The sequence below is a fragment of the Clostridium mediterraneense genome (assembly GCF_900091705.1).
Classification (GTDB): Bacteria; Bacillota; Clostridia; order Clostridiales; family Clostridiaceae; genus Sarcina; species Sarcina mediterraneense.
Genome location: NZ_LT594785.1, coordinates 409499 through 431773 on the forward strand (window position 1 = coordinate 409499; position 22275 = coordinate 431773).

A 22275-nucleotide genomic window follows, 5' to 3' on the forward strand; every position below is an offset into this window, starting at 1 on the left:
ATGGGGTTAAATTTAGTTTATAAGATTTTAAAAGAGCATTTAGTAGAAGGTGAGCTTAAAGTAGGAAGTCCTATAGGAATTAAGATAGATAGAACATTAACTCAAGATTCAACAGGAACAATGGCTTATTTACAACTTGAAGCTATGGGAATAGATAGAGTAAAGACCAAAAAGAGTATAGCTTTTATTGATCATAATATGCTTCAACAAGGATTCGAAAATGCAGATGATCATAGATATATTCAAACTGTTGCATCAAAATATGGGGTTTATTTTTCAAAGCCTGGGAATGGAATTTGCCATCAAGTATTTTTAGAAAGATTCTCAGTACCTGGAGATACTTTGATTGGTTCAGATAGTCATACTCCAACAGCAGGAGGAGTTGGAATGCTTGCAATAGGAGCGGGTGGACTTGATGTTTCTATTGCAATGGCTGGTGGTGCTTATTATATTAATGCACCAGAAGTAGTTAAAGTAAATCTTATTGGTAAAATGAGAAAAATGGTTACTTCAAAAGATATTATTTTAGAAGTTTTAAGACAAATGTCTGTCAAAGGTGGAGTTGGTAGAGTATTTGAATATACAGGAGAGGGTGTAAAAACTCTTTCAGTTCCACAAAGAGCTACTATAACTAATATGGGGGCAGAGCTAGGGGCTACAAGTTCAATATTTCCAAGTGATGAAAGAACATATGAATATTTTAAAGCTCAAAATAGAGAATATGATTTTAAAGAATTAAGTGCAGATAAAGATGCAATTTATGATTTAGAAATTACAGTAGATTTAAATAAGCTAGTTCCAATGGTAGCAAAACCACATAGCCCAGATAATGTTTGTTCAGTTAAAGAAGCTGGAGAAATAAAAGTAGATCAAGTTGCTATAGGAAGTTGTACAAATTCTTCATATGAAGATTTAATGAAAGTAGCTAAAATTCTTAAGGGCAAAAAAGTTCATAATGATGTTAGCTTAGTTATTGCACCAGGTTCAAGACAAGTTATGGAGATGATTGCTAGAAATGGGGCACTTGGAGATATTATAAGTTCAGGAGCTAGAATTCTTGAAAATGGCTGTGGACCATGTATAGGCATGGGACAATCACCAAAAACAAATGGAGTTTCTGTTAGAACTTTTAATAGAAATTTCTATGGTAGAAGTGGAACTTTATCAGCTAAAGTATATCTTGTAAGTCCTGAAGTAGCGGCAGTTACTGCAATTAGGGGAGTTTTATCAGATCCAACAGACTTTGAAGTTGATTTTGATGATATAAGTTTAGATAAATTTATAATAGATGATAGTATGATAATAGAGCCAGCGAAACTAGGAGAAGAGGTTGAAGTTGAAAGGGGACCTAATATAAAACCTTTCCCTATTAATACTGCTTTAAGTCAAAGTATTAATGGAAAAGTTGTTTTAAAAGTTGAAGATAATATAACTACAGACCATATTATGCCTTCAAATTCAAAACTTCTTCCTTATAGAAGTAATATACCTTATCTTTCAGAATATTGCTTTAATACTGTTGATACAGAGTTTCCAACTAGAGCAAAAGAGAATAATGGTGGATTTATAGTAGCTGGAGAAAATTATGGACAAGGTTCTAGTAGAGAACATGCTGCACTTGCACCTTTATATCTTGGGATTAAGGGAGTTATATGTAAGTCATTTGCAAGAATTCATAAAGCTAATCTTATTAATAGTGGGATAGTTCCTATGATTTTTGAAAATGAAGAAGATTATAATGATATAGGACTTTTAGATAGTTTAGAAATTCCAGATATATTAGAAAAAATAGATGATGGAGTTTTAGAAGTTAAGAATATTACAAATGGTAGAAGCTTTAGAGTTAAAACTCAGCTTTCACAAAAAGAAATAGAAATTATTAAGGCGGGTGGAAAGCTTAATTATACAAAAATTAAATCTTGTTAATATAAAAAAGGTATATCTCAATTTGAGATATACCTTTTTTTATATTTATTATTTAAATCCTATTGTTGATTAAATATTTGAATAACTATATTGCTTATACTAGGATTTTAAATTATTTATTAAGCAAATCTGTTTGATATTTCTTTCTTTGATACTAATTCTGATTTATCAGTATCTACTTTATGAAGTAATAAAGCTTTTACTCTTCCCATTAAGTATCCAAGTATTAATGAAACTACTATAAATGATATTAACATCCATACGTCATGAACAAGTCCTTCATGGTTTATACCTGAAATAGTCATCTTAAGTCCATTTACTGCATAAGTCATTGGTATCCAAGGATGTAATGCCTTAAAGAATTCTGGTGATGTTTCTATTGGGTATAATCCAGAACATGATGTTAATTGTAATAGGAACATTACAATTACTGAACCCTTCATTATTGGTGTTATTATATAATGTAATCCATTTAACACTGAGTAGAATGTTATAGAAATTAATGCATTATATAAGAAGAATTGTGGCATTGCAACTGGATTTAATCCAAGTACAGCCCATAAAATTATTCCCATAACGATACTTTGTAATATTGTCATGATTATTCCTGCAAGATAAACCTTGAAGAATTTAGCCATGAATTTACCTTTAAACTTCTTACCAAGGCTTGAAGCAACGAAGTAAGTGTACATTGCTCCCATCCATAATGCTATACAAATAAAGTAAGGAGCTAACCCTTCACCGTATAATGATACTGGGTTTATAGTTGTATAGTTAAGTTGTACTGGGTTTGCGATATAAGCACTAATTTGCTTTAATAATTCAGGGTTATTTCCAAGCTTAGCTCCCTTTTCTAATGTTTGTATTAAAGTCATTGAAGTAGCTTCAGAAATTTGTTTTGAAATATTTCCTTGAACTCCTTGAGCTACTGCTGAGAATATCTTTGAGAACACATAGTTCTTACCTTGATTTATAGTTGCATCAATTACTGGCTTCTTAAATCCATCAGTCATTGCATTTGCAACATCATATGAGAAGTTCTTTGGAATTACTACCATAGCATAGTATTTCTTACCTTCAACTCCTGCTTTTGCTTCATCGTAGTTTACAAATTCCCATTTTACACTATGGTTATCTTTTAAACTCGCTTCGACACTTTTACCAATATCAATAGTTTGTCCATCTTTTGTTACTGGCTGGTCCATATTTACGAAAGCTACAGGAACTTTACCCATTTGTTGATATGGGTTCCAGAAACCTCTTAAATATGTAAATGAATAAAACGCTGGTAAAACTAAAATACTTATGAGTACTAATAAAATCATTGGACTTAACTTTTTCTTTTGTTTATCCATTATTACATCTCCTTTGTTTAATATTTATTTTTAAAATTTACAAATTTGAAACAATTTATACTTGTATTATATAACCTTTTTTATATAATTAGAAATATATATTATTGTATATATATATTTATTTAAATAAATATATAGTGGAGGATAGAGTCATGGAATTACTTCAATTAAAATATTTTCAACATGTTGCAAAGCATCAGAATATAACAAAAGCAGCTAATGAATTACATATATCCCAGCCATCATTAAGTTTAACTATAAAAAAACTTGAAGAGGAAATAGGAATTCCTCTATTTAGAAGAGTAGGAAAGAAGATAGAGCTTAATCAATATGGAGAAGCATATTTAAAGCATGTAAGCAGAATACTAACAGATCTTGAAAGTGCAAAAGATGAGGTTTTAGAGCTTTATGGTATAAAAAATACTCATATATCATTAAGTGTAAATGCGACTTTATTTTTAACAGAACTTTTAAGGGACTTTTTAATTGAGCATCCCAATATTAAAATGACTCAATCTATAAATACTCAAGATGTAATTATTGAATCTTTAAAAAATGGGAATGTTGATTTTGCAATAACATCACCTATTATTGAAATACCGGAAATAGAGACTATTGAATTAATAGAAGAAGAAATAGTAGTTATTGCACCAGCTAAAGGGAAGTTTGCTAATGTCGATTATGTATATTTAAAAGAATTATCAGAAGAAAATTTTATAGAGCTTACAGAATCATATGCATTTAGACTTATAACTCAGCAATTATATAATCAAGCTGGCTTTGAACCTAATATAGTTTTTGAAGGTGATAATAATATGATAGAGCAGCTTCTTAGATTGGATAGAGGGGTAGCTTTAGCTCCAATTTCTATTAGGCATAGATATAGAAAGGACCATACTCCTGAATTAGAAGAGTTTAAGATACTACGACTTAAGGATAAATGTAATAAAAGAAAAATTGGTTTATCATATTTAAAAGGAAAATATCTTTCTGATTTATCGGTACAGTTCAAGCAATTTACAATAAATTATTATAATGAGTTTAAGAAAAATTTAGACTTGTTTGAATAGACTTTTAAAGATATAATAATAGTTCCGATAAAGAAATTTTTAATAAAAATTATGTTTATAAGTAATATAAAAAAGTTATCCACAGGTAAATTTTAAACTTTTACCTGTGGATAACTTTTTATTTTTAAATTGTGGATTAAAAACCTAAGTTTATATCTAAGGGATTAGTATTTAATTTAATATAACCATCTGAATCAATAAATTCAGTAGTTAGATTTTTTGCTATGCTAATTCCTTTATAAGTTATATTTACATGAGACACAACAACTAATGCTCCATTTTTAATCTCTTTGGATTTAATGTTAGCAAATTTTATGGATGTATTTATTAAATCATTTTGTGTTATATGATCAGGGAATTTTATATAGGTATTATTATTTTCAGTTTTAAATTGTAATTTAGAGATTACATCATTACTTAAATAATTTCCTAAAGCTGTAGTAAAAGCTTCCTTAGTTTGATAAGGTGCTTTTAGTAAATGATAATTTCCTGATAAGTTTTGATCAGGATTAACACTATTTATAAATACATTTTTTAAATTATTTGTAAGTGTATCAAGTAAATCTATTAATTCAGCATCTGTATAACTATCAAGTGGCTTAGCTTTAATTGGTAATAAGTCAGGTGTAGGTATTACAGTTGAATTTATATTTTTATTAGAATTTTGAGTAATGTTATTATTAGATGCATGATTTTGTTTTATTTCCATAAAGGTAAAGATACTTACACCTATGGCTAAAAGTAATAATAAAACTATAATGACCTTTTTTTTCATTTCTCTCCTCCTAAAAAAGTTTATCTGTCTATGAATGAAGCAATTGCAAAAGCAGCAGCTATTATAAGCATAAACATATTAGGGAAACCATATCTAGAGAATGTAACAAATGGCCAATAAACTACAGTACACATAGTGAATATAGTTAAAAGCATTCCTACATTTCGATTTCTATTACCTTTCAGTAACATAAATATTATTCCCAATATAGCTAGGAAAATATAAATCCAATGAATTCCAGTCATTACTCCCATACTTATTCCCAGTATTGGTCGCCAATAATAAGGGATGCAATAAAGCATGAATGTCTTACCAAGAGTATACCAAGCTGTATATTTTAATGGTTGAGTTTTAAAACCAGTTTCTATTATATAATTAGCAAGATTATTTTGCTCTTCATCAGACATATACTTATTATTTTCAAATTTTTCATAGCCATCTTCAGCAGGAATATCCTTTGCAAAACTTGGAGGAGCATCAAATATAAATGCACCTAAAAGCTTAGGATTGGCTGAGGAATCTGTAAATAAAATAAAGTGACCTTTTAGATTATAATTTCTTACCCACCATGGAGTGAAGAAAATTGTGAAAGTAACAAAAGCCACAAGAGTATATTTAATCATATCTTTTATTGTGTATTTATTTACTATCCAGAAGATAACTATAAATAGAGGGAATATCGCTGCATTTGGTCTTGTAAGACAAGTAAGTGCCCAAAATATTGAAGTTATTATATAGTAGATCATCTTATTTTCTTTTATAGCTACTATTGAGAAATAAAGCATTATGATAAATAAGAATTGGAATAAAACTTCTGTTAATATTAAGTTTGGTGATACTGCCTCTGGTAGATAAAGTGCAAATAAGAATGCAGCTATTATAGCTACTTTTTTATTAAATAATTCTCTTGCAATAAGGTAAACAAAATAAAGAGAAACACCTTGCATTAAACATTGTATTATTCTAATTGCTGTTACACCTGAGTCACCAGTACCAAAGATAGCCATAATTCCACTTAAAAATAGAGGGAATAAAGGCATTATAAATGCAGTAGGTACTCCATAATAATAAAGTTGACCTGTTTGTAAGAATAATCTAGCTGTATGTAGATATCTAACATCATCATTATTTAATTTTACTGGGTTTCCGATATAGAAATAGTTATTATTTTTTATAGCTTCAAAAATAGATATTCCAAGTAGGATAGCTATTGCTAAAAATAAAAAAAGTCGATATTTCTTATCGTCTTCCCATAGATATTTTTTTAAATTCATAAACGCTCCTTACTTCATTGAAATAACAAAAACACCGATAAGTATTATTATTGTTCCGATGATTGTATTAGTGCTTATTTTTTCATTTAAGATAAAGTAACTTGCAAATAATGAGATTATATAGCTCATACTTTGTAGAGGATAAACCTTACTTAAATCATAATTTTTTAGTATGTATAGCCAGTAAATAGTTGCAACTCCATAAATAATAATTCCACTAAAAATAAATTTATTAAATAGTGCAAGTATTATTGCCTTAGCTCCATCAAGAGAAACATGACCAAGCCCTATTTTCCATAAAAGTTGCCCTGATACAAGCAAGATACAATTTATAAGTACTAAAATAATTTCTTTCATTGTATTAGTCCCTTTCATCAACCTTTTTCTTTAGTATTCCAAGTTCTTGAGAAAGACTTGTTACTTGATTTCTAAGCTTTGAAATAGCAACGCTTAGAGTGAAGAGTATTAGAATTAATATAAATATTATTCCAAGGAATAAAGTATTTACAGGATTATAAATTCTTAATAGTCTTGATACGCTATAAACTATTCCAGGGCAGATACTAAGTACAATAAAGAAAATTCCAAGTACTATCCAAAGCATAGAATACTTAATAGTTAGCTTTGACCTTTTAGTTATTGATATTATATATAACGTAAAAAGACAAGACGCTATAATTAATATTATTTGGAATATTTCATTCAATTTTTCACCTTCTTTTTAAGAGAAAATGATAGTAATATAGCAGTTGTAACTTTTATCATATAGTAAATTGAGTTAACTACATTTATAGAAGATTTACCATGTTCTCTTTCATTCATAATTACTGGGATTTCAGTAACTTTAAAGCCATTGCTTATTAGAATCATAAGAGTTTCTGGTTCTGGATAATCTGCAGGGTAGTATCTAGAAAATAAGTCTATAACCTTTTTATCACATAATCTAAAGCCAGATGTAGCATCTGTAATTTTTTCTCTAGTTAAGATTCTTATTAAATAATAAAAGAAATTGATTCCAAGTCTTCTTACAAAACTAGATTGAAAACCTTGATTATTTATAAATCTAGACCCTATTACAAAATTATATCCTTTCTCTATTTCTTCATAAGCTTGTTTTATGTACTTAGGATTATGTTGACCATCTCCATCTATTTGTATGGCATAATCATAATCATTTTCTTTAGCATATTTATAGCCAGTCTGAACAGCTCCCCCTATGCCTAGGTTACACGGTAAATTTATGAAATTTACATTTTTTAAAGTTTTTAAAACTTCCTTTGTATTATCAGTTGAAAAATCATTTATTATAAGTGTATCTACCTTTATAGGCATAGTATTTTGAACTTCATTAATTTTGTTTACTAATTCAGGAAGATTCTTTTCCTCATTAAATGCAGGAACTATTAATAATAATTTTTTCATTTGTAACCTCCTGGTAAAATTTATTTCTCTAATACAAGTTCATAAAAATAATTATTTGTCGAATTTAGACTACAATAATATGTATTTAATGTCAACAATATTAACTATATTGGAATAATATTAACACAATGAGAAGATTATAGTGTATTACTCTTATTATTCTCATATGGATATATTTTAATGTATAAATTTAAAATTTTAATATAAAAGATAATTAAATAATTTTAATATAATAAAAAAGAATTAGTTGATTTTCTTATGTTTTTTATTTTATTTAGCTAATTTAATTTGTATATAAAATTTGTTTCAAATAAAAAGTGCCGATATTATCGGCACTTTTAAAATTAAATTATTAACTTCTAAATAGAGCATCTTCTCTATTGAACATATATCTTGCAAGTAGGACTGCTAGTATTATATAAACTATTGACCAAGTAAATGTTAAGATTAAGTGCATTGGAACAAATACTCCAAAGATAGCTTCTTTCATAACAAGAACTGCGTTGATTATTGGGATATTATATAATAATAGTGATGATCCTGTTGAATCTAGGTACATAGTACCATATGAAACAATCATAGGTGCAAATGTTAAGAATCCAAGATAAGTTTGAGCTTCCTTGAATGATTTAGCAAATACACTTATTGCAAGTTGTAATGCACTAAAGCTTAATGTAATAAGTATAGCAAGTGCTGCAATTATTATTATAGCTTTTGGTGAAAGTGCAAGGCCATCAGTATTCATAAATAAACTATTTGGTATAAACATTGATACGAGGACTCCTATAAAACCAGATAGAGTAGATAGGATTCCCATAAGTGTTATAGCAGCAAGTTTACCAATTAAAATTGAACTTCTGCTAGCTCTAGTACTTAATAGTGGTTCAAGTGAACCTCTTTCTTTTTCGCCAGCCGCAAGATCAGTTGCAGCTGCAGCTCCACCTTGTGCTGCATAAGCTAAAACGAACATAGGTAAAAGCATAGCTATTAATTGAAGTGAATGTGCTTCATTCTCATTTTGTATGCCGACACCAACAGGTTCTATATTAATAGGGTTTAATAAATTATTATCAACTCCAAGTGATGATAATCTGTTGCTTACAGTTTGTTTACTAAATCCACTAATTACTTCTTCAAGTGTTGAAAGTGCTATTTGTGATTTTTGGCTTGTATTATCATAATAAATCTTTAAGTTAGCACTACCATCTTTAGAAGCGATTGCAGAATTAAAGTTATTTGGAATATCTAAATAAAGATAAATCTCATTATCTTTTAATGCTTGTTCTGGATTAGATACATTTATAATTTGAATTCCATTAACTTGTTCTAATGCTTGCTCAAGTGATGAATTTTGATTTCCAACTATCGCAATTCTAAGTCCATCTTTAACAGCATTAGTATTACTAGCAGCAGACCCTCCTATAATGTAAAGGATAAATGGTAAAATAAATATTGGTAATAATACAGCGCCTAAAAATGCTTTTCTATCTCTGAATAAATCTCGCATTTCTTTTTTAAAGACAAGCCATGACATACTATTCATTTGACTCACCTCCAATTAGATGAATGAAGATTTCTTCTAAATCATCATTTTGATATTTAGCTTTTAATTCAGGGATAGTTCCTACTTCGACTATTTTACCTTTATGAATTATAGCGACTCTATCACATAATTTTTCAACTTCATACATGCTGTGGCTTGATAAGATTACTGCCTTATTATCTTTTTTACAATTTAAAATAAATCTTTGAACAGATCTTGTAGCTGAAACATCAAGTCCAGTACATGGTTCATCAAAAAGCATAACTTTTGGATCATGAACTATACTTCTAGCTATAGAAACTTTTTGTTTCATACCTCTTGAAAACTTTCCAGCAACTCTATCTATATAACTATCCATCTCAAAATCTTTGATAAGTTTTTCTATATTTTTATTAGCTTGTTTTTTTGAAAGCCCACCAAGCTGTGCAAAATACATAATATTTTCTCTTGCTGTGAGTCTGTCATAAATTCCAACATCACCACCAAAAAGAATACCAATGCTTCCCCTAACTCCAGCAGGATCTTTATTTACATCATGTCCATTGACTATTGCTGTTCCAGCTGATGGTTGAAGCATAGTAGCTATCATTCTAAGTGCTGTTGTTTTACCAGCCCCATTTTCACCTAGTAGTCCAAGAATTTCGCCTTCATTAACACTAAAGCTAATTCCATCTACTGCTGTGAAGTTCTTAAATTTTTTAGTAAGACCTTTAACTTCTAAAACCATAATATTCTCCTATTCCTGTATTTTTTCTTTAGTTTAAATAATAAAGCATAAGACTCTCTAAAGAAGGCTTTTCATAAATAGCTTCTTCTCCAAGTAAGTTGAAAGTTTTTTTATAATCATTAGTTAAAGCTTCAAATCCAAATGAATTAGTTTTAATACTAACAAAATTTTGTTTTATTTCATCATCAAGTAGATTTAAAGGACCTTTGACTATTTTATGATTATCAAGTAATAAATCTTTTTCGCCACTAAGCATTATTTTACCATTGTTTAAAAAATAAACAAAGTCAGCTGCTTTTTCAAGGTCACTTGTTATATGAGAAGAGTAGAATACGCTCATTTCACCATCTTCCATATTTTCAAGTAATATATCTAAAAATTCATTTCTTATTATAGGGTCAAGATTTACTGTAGGCTCATCCATTAAAAGCAGTTTAGGTCTATATGAAAGAGCCATACAAAGCTCAAATTGTTTTTTCTTACCTGAAGATAAATCTTTAAACTTTTTAGATTCATCTAAAGAAAATTTTTTTATATATTTTGAATAGAGTGATTCATCCCATGATTTATAAAAGGGAGCAATCATCTTCTTTATATCTATAAGTTTAGTATCTTCAGGAAATGCAGAATTACTACCTATATAAGCTAAATTTTGTTTTATTTCAGCTTCATTTTCTCTTAATTTTTTATTAAATAGAGTAATTTGACCATTATCAGGATGTAACATATCTATAATTAATTTAATAGTAGTTGTTTTACCAGATCCATTTTGGCCAATAAAGCCAGTTATATAACCTTTAGGAATTTTTAAATTATCTATATCTAAATAAAAGTTGCCTAGTTGTTTTTTTAGATTTTTAATTTCTACTGCATTCATAGTTATACCTCCTCATAAAGAATTTTAATTATTTCTATAAGATTTTCCTCTTCTAGATTTATAGACTTTGCAGTCTTAATTATTTGTGTAAGACTATCTTCAATTTTTGATATAGTCAGTTCACGAAGTCTATCACTGTTTTTCATAGCAACGAAGCTTCCTTTACCTGGAGTAGTTTCTATAAATCCTTCACTTTCTAGTTCTTCATAAGCCTTTTTTGTTGTTATTATGCTAACCTTGAGTTCCTTTGCAAGCATTCTTATAGAAGGAAGTGGATCACCAGGATTTAAATTCTCCCTTAGAATTTCACCTTCTATTTGAGTTTTTATTTGTTTGTATAAAGGAACTGAAGATGAGTTTGAAATTAGTATATTCATGTTTAAACTCCTTAATTTAAAAGTTGTTTTCTTTCGTATATTCCTATAGATATTATAAGGGAAATCACAAATAAAATAATTGCTATTATTAATAAAATTATCAAAACTATATTAGGTACAACTGAATTAAATCTAGAATAAAAAGTTGTACTTAATGCTATTGAAATTACATATCCAACTTGATAAACAATTTTTTTAAAGTAAATATCTAAAGGCATGAATATTGAAAATGTAATAAGGTTTAAAACTGTTAGTAGCACTATTGAACTTAATTGATAATCAAGAGAATTTATAAAATAAATTAGATTAAATTTATTTAAAATAATAGATACCATATAATCAAAAATAGAAAGTAATGTTCCAGACATCATTATGATAAAAGCAAATAAATATTTAGATTTTATTATTTGAGACTTTTTTACTGGTAATCTAAAATTCAGAGCATTTGTATTAGAAGCATATTCTTTTTTTAGACTAAAAAGTAAGCAAGCTTGAACTGCTATTACTAGAGGTATATAAAGTACAACTGGTACAAACATAATGAGTAAGTTTAAAAATATAAGAAGACATATAAAAGACTTATTTTTTAATGTAGAGTAAGCATATTCTTTTTTTAAAAGAGTAGTGTAAATATTCATATTAGACCCCCATCCTATTATTTTTTTCAATTTTTTTAATATCATGATATTCTACTAAAATATATCTGTTATTACTGTGTATAAACAGTATATACAGTTAATGATTTTATAGTACCATTATGTTTTTTTTTAGTCAATAAAAATTTTATTTTTTTATAAATTAATTTTTAAATAAAAAATTTGTGTTAATTAATTCTAAAGTTGTTGACTTTAGGAGTAGATACTTTAAAATTAGAATGATTAATATAAAGGCAGATGGGTGGCAAAACTACCCATGTGCCTTATTTTTTTGAAAGAACTAATAAGGGGGACATAGTTTTGAAAGGAATATTTAAAGATAAAAAATTCTTAAAAACCTTATGGATTTTAGCAATACCAATAGTTATTCAAAATTTCATAATGTCATCATTAAATTTAGTAGACAACCTTATGATTGGAAGTCTTGGTGAAGAGGCAATAGCAGCAGTAGGACTTGCTAATCAATACTTCTTTGTATTTATGCTTTGTATTTCTGGTATTACTGCTGGAGCAAGTATTTTTATGGCTCAATATTGGGGAAGAAAAGATGTTGATAAAATAAAAACAGTATTGGGTTTATCAATTGTAATAGGTTTTATAGCATCAATAATTTTTGCAATAGCTGCATTCTTTGCAGCAGAGTCTATAATGAAGATACTATCTAAAGATCCTAAAGTTGTAAAACTTGGAGTAGAATATTTAAGAGTAGCAGCTATAAGTTATTTAATAACTAATATTACAATGGCATATTCAGCAGCATTAAGAAGTACAGAACAGCCTAGAATTCCAATGGTTGCAAGTATTATTGGAGTATTATGTAATGCTTTTTTAAACTGGGTATTTATATTTGGAAATTTAGGTGTAGAAGCTATGGGAGTTATGGGAGCAGCACTTGCTACAACAATAGCGAGAGCTGTAGAAATGGCTTATATCTTAATAAGAGTTTATATAGGAAAAAATAAAATATCAGCAAAAATAAAGGAATTAATAAACTTTAATTTTGAATTTATAAAAATCTATTTTAAAACTTCATGGTCAGTTATAGCTAATGAAATCATTTGGTCTGTTGGAATGATGGTTTATTCAATATCATACGCAAGAATAGGAACAAATGCTGTTGCATCAATGCAAATAGCAACAACTTTGAGTAATTTATTTATGGTTATAGGTATAGGAATAGCAGTTGCTTCTTCAATAATGATAGCTAATAAAATAGGAGCTGATGAGGAAGATGTTGCAAAAGATTATGCTGGTAAGATAGGAATATTATCACCAATAGTAGGAGTGGTAATAGGTATATTCCTTTGGATTTTTGCACCTATAATTGTGAAACCTTTTAATATAGGTGCTGAAACAACAAGAGATACAATTAATGTTTTAAGATTGATAGCAGTATTTACTCCTATCAGAACTTATAATGTTGTTATGATTGTCGGAGTTTTAAGAGGTGGTGGAGATACTACTTTTTCAATGCTCGTTCAAGCAGGAACAATATGGCTTTATTCAGTTCCAGCAGCTTTTATAGGAGCAACTACATTTGGTTTATCTCTAATATCTGTTTATTTCTTAATTTGTGTAGAAGAATTTATTAAATTATTCTTTGAAATTTATAGATTAAAATCAGGAAAGTGGATTAAAAACGTTATAGAAGAAACAGAGGTGGAAAATCTCGCTATCTAAAATAAACCACTGTTATAATAATATTGTTATAATGATATAGAGGTGGTTAAAATGAACGGAAAGATAAGATTATCAGGTATAGCATACGAGAGTTTAGTTAATGGTCCAGGGATGAGAAGAGTATTTTTCTCACAAGGATGTAGACATAAATGTAAGGGATGTTTTAATCCAGATACACATGATTTTAATGGTGGAGAACTTAGGGATATGGACGAACTTATAGATGATGTTAAAGAAAATCCTATTCTTAAAGGTATTACATTTAGTGGGGGAGATCCATTAGAACAAGCAGATAAATTTGCATATATGGCTAAAGAATTTAAGAAAATGAATCTTAATATTTGGTGCTATACAGGATATAAATTTGAGTATCTATTAGAGAATAGTAATGCTCAAAATAAATTTAGAGATTTACTAGAAAATATAGATGTACTAGTTGACGGAAGATTTGAAGAAAGCTTAAAAGAAGAGGGCTTAAAATTTAAGGGCTCAAGTAATCAAAGAATTATAGATGTACCAAAAAGCCTTAAAGCTGGTGAGGTAGTCTTACTATAAATACAAGAAAAATGCTTATCAAAATGATAAGCATTTTTTATTTTAAAGTATTAATCCTGCAAAAAGAATGAAAAGATATATAAGAATTATAAGTATAGTAAAACCAATTGTAAGAAGTATAGATAATATTTTTATTAGTTTATTTTTTATATTACGAAGTACAATTAGATTTATAAGTATAGGTATAGCTATGATAGTACCAGTACTTAGTGTGATAAAAATTACGTCGATAATTGATAGTGGTAAGACTTTGATTCTTTCTTCAAACCCACTATTCTTATCATAAATAAAGGTATCACCATTTAAATATCTTTCACATTCTAATTTATCAGTATAAATATTTATTTTAAAAGATTCATAATCATCTTCTATATTTGTAGTTTCTTTACCTGTTTCTGTATTTATAATATAGGAACCATTAGAACTTTGGACTAAACAATATATACCATCATTAAATGGAAATACACTTAAGTCTTCGTTTTTATGTATTCTATCTCTTAAGTTAGTTAATTGATTATCTGAAAGTGGCACAGGATATTTTAATATATACTGTTCATTATTTATATTTAATTTAAGGTAAGTAGAATCTTTTGTAATTATATAATCTGAATATTTTGTATCAATATCTTTATTAAAAGTTAGTAATTCAGATTGAGCTTTAAATTCTTTTTCAAAATTTTGATCTAAGTTATAGGAGAAAGCTTTACTTTTTACAGCTTTATACTCTCCTTTAGGTATGAATATATCAAATCTATTAGCGTCTATATTATATTGTATTTCTTTTTCATTATTAATTTTTTCTGTTCTTTTTTGGTTTATATCATTATATATGATATAAGAAATATTTATTAAAAAATGTCCAATTATAATAAATAAGATAGCTAAAATAATTTTTTTATTTTTTGTCCAAAAGCTTTTTTTGTTTTCCACTAGTTGTCCCCCATTGATGTTTATTTTTATACCAATTATATAACAAATTTAGTTATTATTGTATTATATAGAAATGAATTTACAATTAAGAGCTTATTTATATAATGATTTTATATTATTAATATTTATGTAATTTATTATTATGTAAAATAAAGGTATAATTTACTTATAAAAGGAAAATTATGGAGGGTTATATGAAAAAAGTAATAACAACAGTACTTTTAGCGAGTACAATAATTTCAATAGGTGTTACAGCTACAAAAGCAGAGGATGTAAAATCTAAGAATACAAGTATAGAGATTACTGAGAATGAGATATGTGAAGAAGGGTGCACAAAAACTCATCAAGGTGAAGAAAGATTTTTTATATCTGATGAAATTTTAATGGGCTTTAAGAAGAATTCTAATATTGATCGTCAGAAAGCCATTGATTCAGCTAAGAACTGGTATAATACAAATAATAAAGAATATAATGAATATATGATAGTAGTTAATGGGGGAAGATATGAGTGCTATAATATGTGTACGAAGCACAGAAATATAAATCCTTATGATTATGGGTTTAAAGATGAATATAAAGAAGATTAATTTTAATTTCTTTTGCTATAATAAATAATATATTTTAGTAAAAGGAGATTAATTATGATTATTGAAAAATTAAAGATAGATGATATTCCAGAGTTATTAAATTTATATAAAGAACTAACAGATATGGAAGGCTCAGTAGAAATAGCAATAGAAACATATAAGCAGATGCTAAAGGATGAAAAATATCTATTATTGGTGGCTAAAGAAGAGGGGAGAATAATAGGTTCAGTTCTTGGAGTATGCTGTATGATTCTAGCTCTTGATGGTGGATATTTCTTAGCTATTGAAGATGTGATAGTTAAAGAAGAGGCTAGAGGTAAAGGAGTAGGTAGAAAATTAATGGAGAAACTCGATGAGTTTGCTATTAATAGTGATTGTGCTTATTCACTTTTAGTATCATCAGGACATAGAAAAGGAGCTCATAAATTCTATGAAAGAATAGGATTTACTGAGGATGTAAAAGGATTTAGAAAGTGGTATTAAAAAGTAGGACTATTTTGCTAATAGTCCTACTTTTAAAATTATGCTATTTCTAATTCAGTTGTTGTCTTTTCTACTATTTCAGCAGAGATTGCAGAAACTAAGCTTCCACCTGATGTTACGAATAAATCTTTTTCAATTATAAGATCCATAGCTGCTTTAGTATCTTGTGCACTTAAAATAGGTTTAACATTCTTTAATGATATATTACAAGTTTTCCCTTCCTCATTTTTAAAACTCATAATTAAAGTAAATATCTTTGCCATAAATAAAATCCCCCTTTTATTTTGATTATTCTGTTTAGATATCAGCAAGTGATATAAGTTGTTCTTGATTAACAATAACTTGTTCTGAGTCTATAAGTGCTCCAAGGGCATCTCCTACAAGTTTAAAAGCTTCAAGCTCAACTTTTGAATTGATTTTTGAAAATTTTTGAGTAACTGTTTTAGGTTCTCCTTTTGAATCAACTCCATATTCATATTTTAGTATTAGTGATGATTTTAAAATATTTGTGTTTTCCATTTTGCAACACTCCTTTCTTTCACTAAATATATATACCTGAAGTAGATTATTTTTCAAAAATCATAAAAAAAATTTTTTTTTGTTACAATTTAGAATTTTAAAGTGATAGAATAATATATAAATAAAACAACAAATAATAGATATCATATGAGAATTTTCATATATAAATATAAAATAAGAGGTGATAACCGTGATAAATATAAATTTAGAAAAAGTTTGCTGTAAGCAAGTTGATTCATTAGTAATCCCTTTCTTTGAAGATCAAGAAATAAGCGTTCCAAATCAAGAAGTTACTATTGCATTAACACAAGCTGTTAAAAAAGGACAATTTAAAGCTGCTTTTGGTGAATTAATTAAAGTAACAAAGACACTTGCTACTGGAGAATTACAAGATGTATTAGCAGTAGGTCTTGGAAAAGAAGCAGATTTAACAGTTGATAAAGTAAGAAAAGTTATGTCAAAGGCTGTTAGAGAACTTAGAAAGTTAAATAGTGAAAATGCTCGTATATCATTAGCAGATTTCGAAGTTATGAGCATTAGCGATTTCATAAAGGGAATCGTAGAAGGTGTTCTACTTGGAGATTATAAATTTGATAAGTTCAAGAGTGATAGAAAAGATAAGAAAGTTATGAATGTTTATTTCTCAGACAAGAGATATACACATGGTAGCTTAGCTGACGCAGCAGAAGCATTAGAAGAATCTAAGGCTTTAGTTGAAGGAACAATCCTTGCAAGAGATTTAGTAAATGAACCTGCTAACATAATGACACCAGCTTTATTAGCTCAAAAGGCTGAAGAAGCAGGAAATAAATATGGATTTGAAGTAGTTGTTAAAGAAAAAGCTGAAATTGAAGAACTTGGAATGGAAGCATTCTTATCAGTTGCAAAAGGATCAGCTCATGAACCAAAGCTTATAGTTATGAGATACTTTGGAGATGAAGATAATAAAGATAAGATTGAAGGACTTGTAGGTAAGGGATTAACATTTGATACAGGTGGATACTCACTTAAACCAACAGATTCAATGTTAACAATGAAATCAGATATGGGTGGTTCAGCAGCAGTTATAGGAGCTATGAGCATAATTGCACAAAGAAAGCTTAAGAAAAATGTAATTGCAGTTGTTGCAGCTTGTGAAAATGCTATTTCAGGAGCAGCTTATAAGCCAGGTGATATCATTGGATCAATGGGTAAGAAGTTCATAGAAATAGTTAATACAGATGCAGAAGGAAGATTAACATTAATAGATGCAGTTAACTATATAATTGAAAAAGAAAATGTAAGTTCAGTAGTTGATATTGCAACTCTTACAGGAGCAGCTCTTATAGGACTTGGAACAACAACAACAGCAGTACTTGCAAATAATGATGAATTCTACAAATCTCTTGAAGAAGCTTCAGCATCAACAGGAGAAAAAGTGTGGAGATTACCTATCTTTGATGAATATAAAGAACTTAATAAGTCAAAAGTTGCTGATTTAAAGAATGCAGGCGGAAGATTTGCAGGAACAATAACAGCAGGATTATTTATAGGTGAATTCGTACAAGATAAGCCATGGATGCACTTAGATATAGCTGGAACAGCATGGACAGATTCAGTTATGGATTATTCAGAAATAGGTGGAACTGGTGAAGGTGCAAGACTTCTATATGAACTTGTTAAGAGAAGATAATTTTTTTAGATAAGTTAAATAAGATAGTTTAAAATTTAGAGGTGTCTCATAGAGACATCTCTTTTTTCTATTTTAATCTAAAAAGATTAAAGTAGAACCTTTACTCCAAGGAGTATAAGTGCAACTGAACCTAAAATTTCAGCGTATTTACTATTAATTTTCATACCTAGTAAGTAGCCTAAAAGTAAGCCAATACCTGAGATGAATAAAGTTACAATTCCTATTATGATTCCAGCGTGTAATTTCATAGAATCTGGTAGAGAAGCGTATGTAACCCCAATAGCTAAAGCGTCTAAACTAGTTGCGATTCCCATAGCAGTTAATTCTTTAAAGTTTATTACTTCATCTACCTCACATGTTTCAGGAGCTTTAGTAAGAGATTCATAAAGTAATTTTAAACCAAGCGCGACAAATACTATAAATACAATTAAGGTATTATATTTATCAATAAATGATGAGAATAAACCTCCTATAAAGGAACCTATAACAATCATTAAGAATTGAAAGAATCCAAATGTTGAAGCCATTTTAATTGACTTTTTCCATTCAAACTTCCTAAAACAAATAGATTTAGCTACGCATACTGCAAATGCATCCATAGCTAGTCCAACTCCTGTAAGCGTTAGAGTAAGTAAAGACATAAAAAATTCCTCCCAAGTATTTTATTAATTTAAAATAAAAAAAACGAGATTTATAGGTATCAAAAAAATACCTATAAGTCTCGTTTTTTAATCTTAGGCCAGACTGAAAGTCAATATGTTGACCTAAGAACTTATATAAAAGTAAGCAAACTACTCCCTTATATTACATTATTTTAAATTAATTATATTTTTTTACTGAAAAATTATATCACTAATGGAAAAGAAAATCAACACTTAATTTTTTAATATTAAGTGCTGATTTTTATTAATTAGAAATCTGATTGTCCTGTTGTTCTTGGGAATGGAATAACGTCTCTGATATTTGCCATACCTGTTACATACATGATTAATCTTTCGAATCCTAGACCGAATCCTGAGTGTTTAGTTTCTCCGAACTTTCTAAGTTCTAAGTACCACCAGTATTCTTCTTCTTTAAGTCCAAGTTCTGTGATTCTTTCTTTTAATTTTTCATATCTTTCTTCTCTTTGGCTTCCACCTATGATTTCCCCGATTCCTGGAACTAAACAGTCCATAGCTGCAACTGTCTTACCATCTTCGTTTAATCTCATGTAGAATGCTTTAATATCTTTTGGATAGTCAGTAACAAATACTGGTCTCTTGAATACTTCTTCTGTTAAATATCTTTCATGTTCAGTTTGAAGATCTATACCCCATTTAACTGGATATTCGAATTTCTTACCTGATTTTAATAACATATCAACAGCTTCTGTGTAAGTAACTTTACCAAAGTCTGATGATACAACGTGATTTAATCTTTCTAATAGGCCTTTATCTATGAAACTATTGAAGAATTCTAATTCTTCAGGACATTCTTGCATGATGTAGTTTATAACATATTTAAGCATATCTTCTGCAAGTTCCATATCATCTTGTAAATCAGCGAATGCTATTTCAGGTTCTATCATCCAGAATTCAGCAGCGTGTCTTGCTGTATTTGAATTTTCAGCTCTGAATGTAGGTCCGAATGTATAGATGTTTCTAAATGCTAATGCATAAGCTTCACCATTTAATTGACCTGAAACTGTAAGGTTTGTTTCTTTACCAAAGAAATCTTCTTTGTAGTTTACAGCTCCTTCTTCTGTCTTTGGAAGGTTATTTAAGTCAAGAGTTGTTACTCTAAACATTTCTCCAGCACCTTCTGTATCTGAATTTGTTAAGATTGGAGTATGTGTATAAACAAATCCTCTTTCTTGGAAGAACTTATGAATAGCGTAAGCTGCTACACTTCTAACTCTGAATACTGCTGAGAAAGCATTACTTCTTGGTCTTAAATGAGCTATAGTTCTTAAGTACTCAAATGTATGTCTCTTCTTTTGTAATGGATATGATGAATCTGACATACCTTCTAAGATTATTTCATCAGCTTGAATTTCAAAAGGTTGTTTTGTGTTGGGTGTTTCAATTAAAGTACCAATAACTTTGATTGATGAGCTGATTGGTAATTTTGCAATTTCATCATAGTTTGAAAGTTTATCACTTGCAAAAACAACTTGAACGTTTTTAAAGAATGAACCGTCATTTACTTCTATGAATCCAAAAGCATTTGATGCTCTAAGAGTTCTTATCCAACCAGAAATAACTACTTTTTTGTTTGTGTAGTCTTCAGTATTTCTATAAAGACTTTTTACTAAAACTGAATCTTTCATAATTAAAAATCCTCACTTTCATTATATAAGTTTATTATTTTTGAAAATAAAAAAAACCCCGATATCCTTCTTCTGGGACGAAGGAATATTCGCGGTACCACCCAAATTGCTATAAAGAGATATAGCCAACTTTAATCAACACTAAAATGTTGTTCAATCAATAACGGTTTGACTCCGTCTAAGCCTACTAAAAATTAATTGTTCGGTTAGAAACTCAGAGGCGTTTTTCAATAAAGGTTTTTTTATGAGACTTTCACCATAACTCACTCGCTTAGAAAAAAATCCTAAATTTACTCTTCTCTTCACAGTAATTGTAATAATTTAATTAATTCAATTCTACAATAACTCTTTAACAAATGCAATATAATCAGCATAAAAATATATAAAGTGTTTAAATAGGGGTGTTACTTACATGAAAGATGAATTAATCATATTTTTTGAAATTAGTAGACTTAAAGATTATATGATTTCTAATCCTAAAAATAAAGAATTTTATAAAAAACATATATTAAAGTTATTTGAATTACTTAAAGAAGATAAAATTGAATATAGGAACATGAAAAGTTTTACTTTAGAAGAATTAAAAAAATTTAATGGTGAAAATGGAAGTCCACATTATATAGCAGTTGATGGAACAGTATATAATTTAGGGGATAATGGGGTATGGAAAGCTTTTAAAGAGCAAGGTATGAAGATGGGAGAGGATGTAACTGAAAAATTTTATGAAAATTACGGGAAAAATAAAGAGTTATTAAAACAAGCTATAGTTGTTGGAGTATTAATGCAATAATAAAATAAAAAGGGCTGTCTCTTTTGAGACAGGCTATTTTTATTTTATTCTTTTCCTGATTGATATGATGCTATAAGTAATGGTGGGAAGTTTTTCATTTGCATATCTTTAACTATTTTCATATAGTCATATTCAACTGTTCTTATATTAACTTTAGGAGTAGCACCATTAAATATATCTAGTATTGTATATGTAGCATGTGGTGTACCATTCTTAGGTTTTCCAACACTTCCATCATTAATTATCATTTTATTTCCTATTTCTTTAAAGTAAGGAATATGAGTATGTCCGCAAATTAGAATATCTTTTTCAATTTCATTAAGAACTTTTTCAAGTTCTGGTGAATTATTATCTAGATATTCATTTATCATTCTAGGACTTCCATGAACAAATTTAATTTTCTTATCACAAACTGATAAAGAAATATCACTTGGTAAGCTTTCAAGATAGAATCTATTTGAAGCTCTAAGTTCTTCAATAGTCCAACTAAGTGAAAAATCATTTATTGCTGTTCTTCTTATAAATTCAAAAGAGTTATTAACAACAGCTGCATCATAATTACCTTTTATACAAAGAATATTTTTTCTTTTTATTAGAGCTATAACTTCATTAGGATGAGGACCATAGCCAACTAAATCACCTAAACAAATAATTGAGTCTACATTTTGTGAATCTATATCTTCTAGCACTTTCATAAGTGAATATAGATTACCATGTATATCAGATATAATTGCTAATCTCATAATAAC

Annotated in this window: 25 protein-coding genes and 1 other annotated feature; of the genes, 8 read left to right on the forward strand and 17 right to left on the reverse strand. The window is 28.4% G+C overall.

Translation table 11 applies throughout. The annotated features are described in order from the left end of the window. A complete protein-coding gene (locus BN8917_RS03845; RefSeq protein ID WP_066870892.1) occupies positions 1-1926 on the forward strand; it encodes an aconitate hydratase in 1926 nt (641 codons plus the stop codon). Positions 1927-2045: 119 nt separating this feature from the next. On the opposite strand, the gene BN8917_RS03850 is transcribed toward BN8917_RS03845, so the two are convergent. Continuing rightward, entirely contained in the window at positions 2046-3281 is a 1236-nt protein-coding gene (locus BN8917_RS03850; protein ID WP_066870895.1) for a YhgE/Pip domain-containing protein, read from the reverse strand. 152 nt (positions 3282-3433) lie between these two features. Between BN8917_RS03850 and BN8917_RS03855 the strand changes: the two genes are divergently transcribed. Beyond that, complete coding sequence (locus BN8917_RS03855) at positions 3434-4351, forward strand: LysR family transcriptional regulator (protein ID WP_066870898.1); 918 nt, start codon at positions 3434-3436, stop codon at positions 4349-4351. Positions 4352-4487: 136 nt separating this feature from the next. Here the strand turns inward: BN8917_RS03855 and BN8917_RS03860 are convergent, their stop codons facing one another. From BN8917_RS03860 to BN8917_RS03905, 10 genes are all read right to left on the reverse strand, one after another. Next, a complete protein-coding gene (locus BN8917_RS03860) occupies positions 4488-5126 on the reverse strand; it encodes a hypothetical protein (RefSeq protein ID WP_066870900.1) in 639 nt (212 codons plus the stop codon). Positions 5127-5146: 20 nt separating this feature from the next. After that, a complete protein-coding gene (locus tag BN8917_RS03865) occupies positions 5147-6400 on the reverse strand; it encodes a glycosyltransferase family 39 protein (RefSeq protein WP_066870902.1) in 1254 nt (417 codons plus the stop codon). Between the two features lie 9 nt (positions 6401-6409). Beyond that, the gene (locus BN8917_RS03870; RefSeq protein WP_159426726.1) at positions 6410-6757 is read right to left on the reverse strand and encodes an EamA family transporter; all 348 of its coding nucleotides are present in this window, start codon (positions 6755-6757) and stop codon (positions 6410-6412) included. Between the two features lie 4 nt (positions 6758-6761). Beyond that, the gene (locus BN8917_RS03875; protein ID WP_066870906.1) at positions 6762-7106 is read right to left on the reverse strand and encodes a DUF2304 domain-containing protein; all 345 of its coding nucleotides are present in this window, start codon (positions 7104-7106) and stop codon (positions 6762-6764) included. Further along, the gene (locus BN8917_RS03880) at positions 7103-7822 is read right to left on the reverse strand and encodes a glycosyltransferase family 2 protein (RefSeq protein WP_066870910.1); all 720 of its coding nucleotides are present in this window, start codon (positions 7820-7822) and stop codon (positions 7103-7105) included. Before BN8917_RS03880 ends, BN8917_RS03875 begins: the two co-directional genes overlap by 4 nt. 352 nt (positions 7823-8174) lie before the next feature. Next, entirely contained in the window at positions 8175-9365 is a 1191-nt protein-coding gene (locus BN8917_RS03885; RefSeq protein ID WP_066870913.1) for an ABC transporter permease, read from the reverse strand. Beyond that, on the reverse strand, positions 9358-10092 hold the full coding sequence (locus BN8917_RS03890; protein WP_066870916.1) for an ABC transporter ATP-binding protein: 735 nt from the start codon (positions 10090-10092) through the stop codon (positions 9358-9360). Before BN8917_RS03890 ends, BN8917_RS03885 begins: the two co-directional genes overlap by 8 nt. 28 nt (positions 10093-10120) lie before the next feature. Beyond that, complete coding sequence (locus BN8917_RS03895; RefSeq protein ID WP_066870920.1) at positions 10121-10969, reverse strand: ABC transporter ATP-binding protein; 849 nt, start codon at positions 10967-10969, stop codon at positions 10121-10123. A gap of 2 nt (positions 10970-10971) precedes the next feature. Beyond that, a complete protein-coding gene (locus tag BN8917_RS03900; RefSeq protein WP_066870923.1) occupies positions 10972-11346 on the reverse strand; it encodes a GntR family transcriptional regulator in 375 nt (124 codons plus the stop codon). 11 nt (positions 11347-11357) lie between these two features. Then, on the reverse strand, positions 11358-11984 hold the full coding sequence (locus BN8917_RS03905) for an ABC-2 transporter permease (protein WP_066870926.1): 627 nt from the start codon (positions 11982-11984) through the stop codon (positions 11358-11360). Between the two features lie 318 nt (positions 11985-12302). On the opposite strand from BN8917_RS03905, the gene BN8917_RS03910 reads away from it, so the two are divergent. Both BN8917_RS03910 and nrdG read left to right on the forward strand, forming a co-directional pair. Next, positions 12303-13682, forward strand: a complete 1380-nt coding sequence (locus BN8917_RS03910) for an MATE family efflux transporter (protein WP_066870929.1) — start codon at positions 12303-12305, stop codon at positions 13680-13682. 51 nt (positions 13683-13733) lie between these two features. After that, positions 13734-14237: an anaerobic ribonucleoside-triphosphate reductase activating protein gene (gene nrdG, locus BN8917_RS03915; RefSeq protein ID WP_066870932.1), complete on the forward strand. Its 504-nt coding sequence runs from the start codon at positions 13734-13736 to the stop codon at positions 14235-14237. A 42-nt stretch (positions 14238-14279) separates the two neighbouring features. On the opposite strand, the gene BN8917_RS03920 is transcribed toward nrdG, so the two are convergent. Beyond that, positions 14280-15167, reverse strand: coding sequence for a hypothetical protein (locus BN8917_RS03920; RefSeq protein ID WP_066870935.1), 888 nt, complete (start codon positions 15165-15167; stop codon positions 14280-14282). A gap of 194 nt (positions 15168-15361) precedes the next feature. On the opposite strand from BN8917_RS03920, the gene BN8917_RS03925 reads away from it, so the two are divergent. Then, entirely contained in the window at positions 15362-15754 is a 393-nt protein-coding gene (locus BN8917_RS03925; protein ID WP_066870938.1) for a hypothetical protein, read from the forward strand. A 54-nt stretch (positions 15755-15808) separates the two neighbouring features. Next, a complete protein-coding gene (locus BN8917_RS03930) occupies positions 15809-16237 on the forward strand; it encodes a GNAT family N-acetyltransferase (protein ID WP_066870940.1) in 429 nt (142 codons plus the stop codon). Positions 16238-16275: 38 nt separating this feature from the next. Here BN8917_RS03930 and BN8917_RS03935 read toward each other — a convergent pair whose 3' ends face one another. Together BN8917_RS03935 and BN8917_RS03940 are read right to left on the reverse strand one after the other, a co-directional pair. Further along, a complete protein-coding gene (locus BN8917_RS03935) occupies positions 16276-16500 on the reverse strand; it encodes a DUF2922 domain-containing protein (RefSeq protein ID WP_066870943.1) in 225 nt (74 codons plus the stop codon). Positions 16501-16534: 34 nt separating this feature from the next. Beyond that, entirely contained in the window at positions 16535-16756 is a 222-nt protein-coding gene (locus BN8917_RS03940) for a DUF1659 domain-containing protein (protein ID WP_066870946.1), read from the reverse strand. Positions 16757-16946: 190 nt separating this feature from the next. Between BN8917_RS03940 and BN8917_RS03945 the strand changes: the two genes are divergently transcribed. Next, complete coding sequence (locus BN8917_RS03945) at positions 16947-18428, forward strand: leucyl aminopeptidase (protein ID WP_066870949.1); 1482 nt, start codon at positions 16947-16949, stop codon at positions 18426-18428. A gap of 86 nt (positions 18429-18514) precedes the next feature. Here BN8917_RS03945 and BN8917_RS03950 read toward each other — a convergent pair whose 3' ends face one another. Next, the gene (locus tag BN8917_RS03950; protein WP_066870951.1) at positions 18515-19069 is read right to left on the reverse strand and encodes a manganese efflux pump MntP; all 555 of its coding nucleotides are present in this window, start codon (positions 19067-19069) and stop codon (positions 18515-18517) included. Positions 19070-19338: 269 nt separating this feature from the next. After that, positions 19339-20736 carry an asparagine--tRNA ligase gene (gene asnS / locus BN8917_RS03955; RefSeq protein WP_066870955.1) on the reverse strand — a complete coding sequence of 466 codons (1398 nt, stop codon included), beginning with the start codon at positions 20734-20736 and terminating at the stop codon, positions 19339-19341. Positions 20737-20806: 70 nt separating this feature from the next. After that, positions 20807-21051, reverse strand: a binding site (T-box leader). 97 nt (positions 21052-21148) lie between these two features. Here asnS and BN8917_RS14030 point away from each other — a divergent pair. Beyond that, positions 21149-21526, forward strand: a complete 378-nt coding sequence (locus BN8917_RS14030; RefSeq protein ID WP_084748475.1) for a cytochrome b5-like heme/steroid binding domain-containing protein — start codon at positions 21149-21151, stop codon at positions 21524-21526. 44 nt (positions 21527-21570) lie between these two features. Here BN8917_RS14030 and BN8917_RS03965 read toward each other — a convergent pair whose 3' ends face one another. Continuing rightward, positions 21571-22269, reverse strand: coding sequence for a metallophosphoesterase family protein (locus BN8917_RS03965; protein ID WP_066870958.1), 699 nt, complete (start codon positions 22267-22269; stop codon positions 21571-21573). Positions 22270-22275 lie beyond the last annotated feature (6 nt).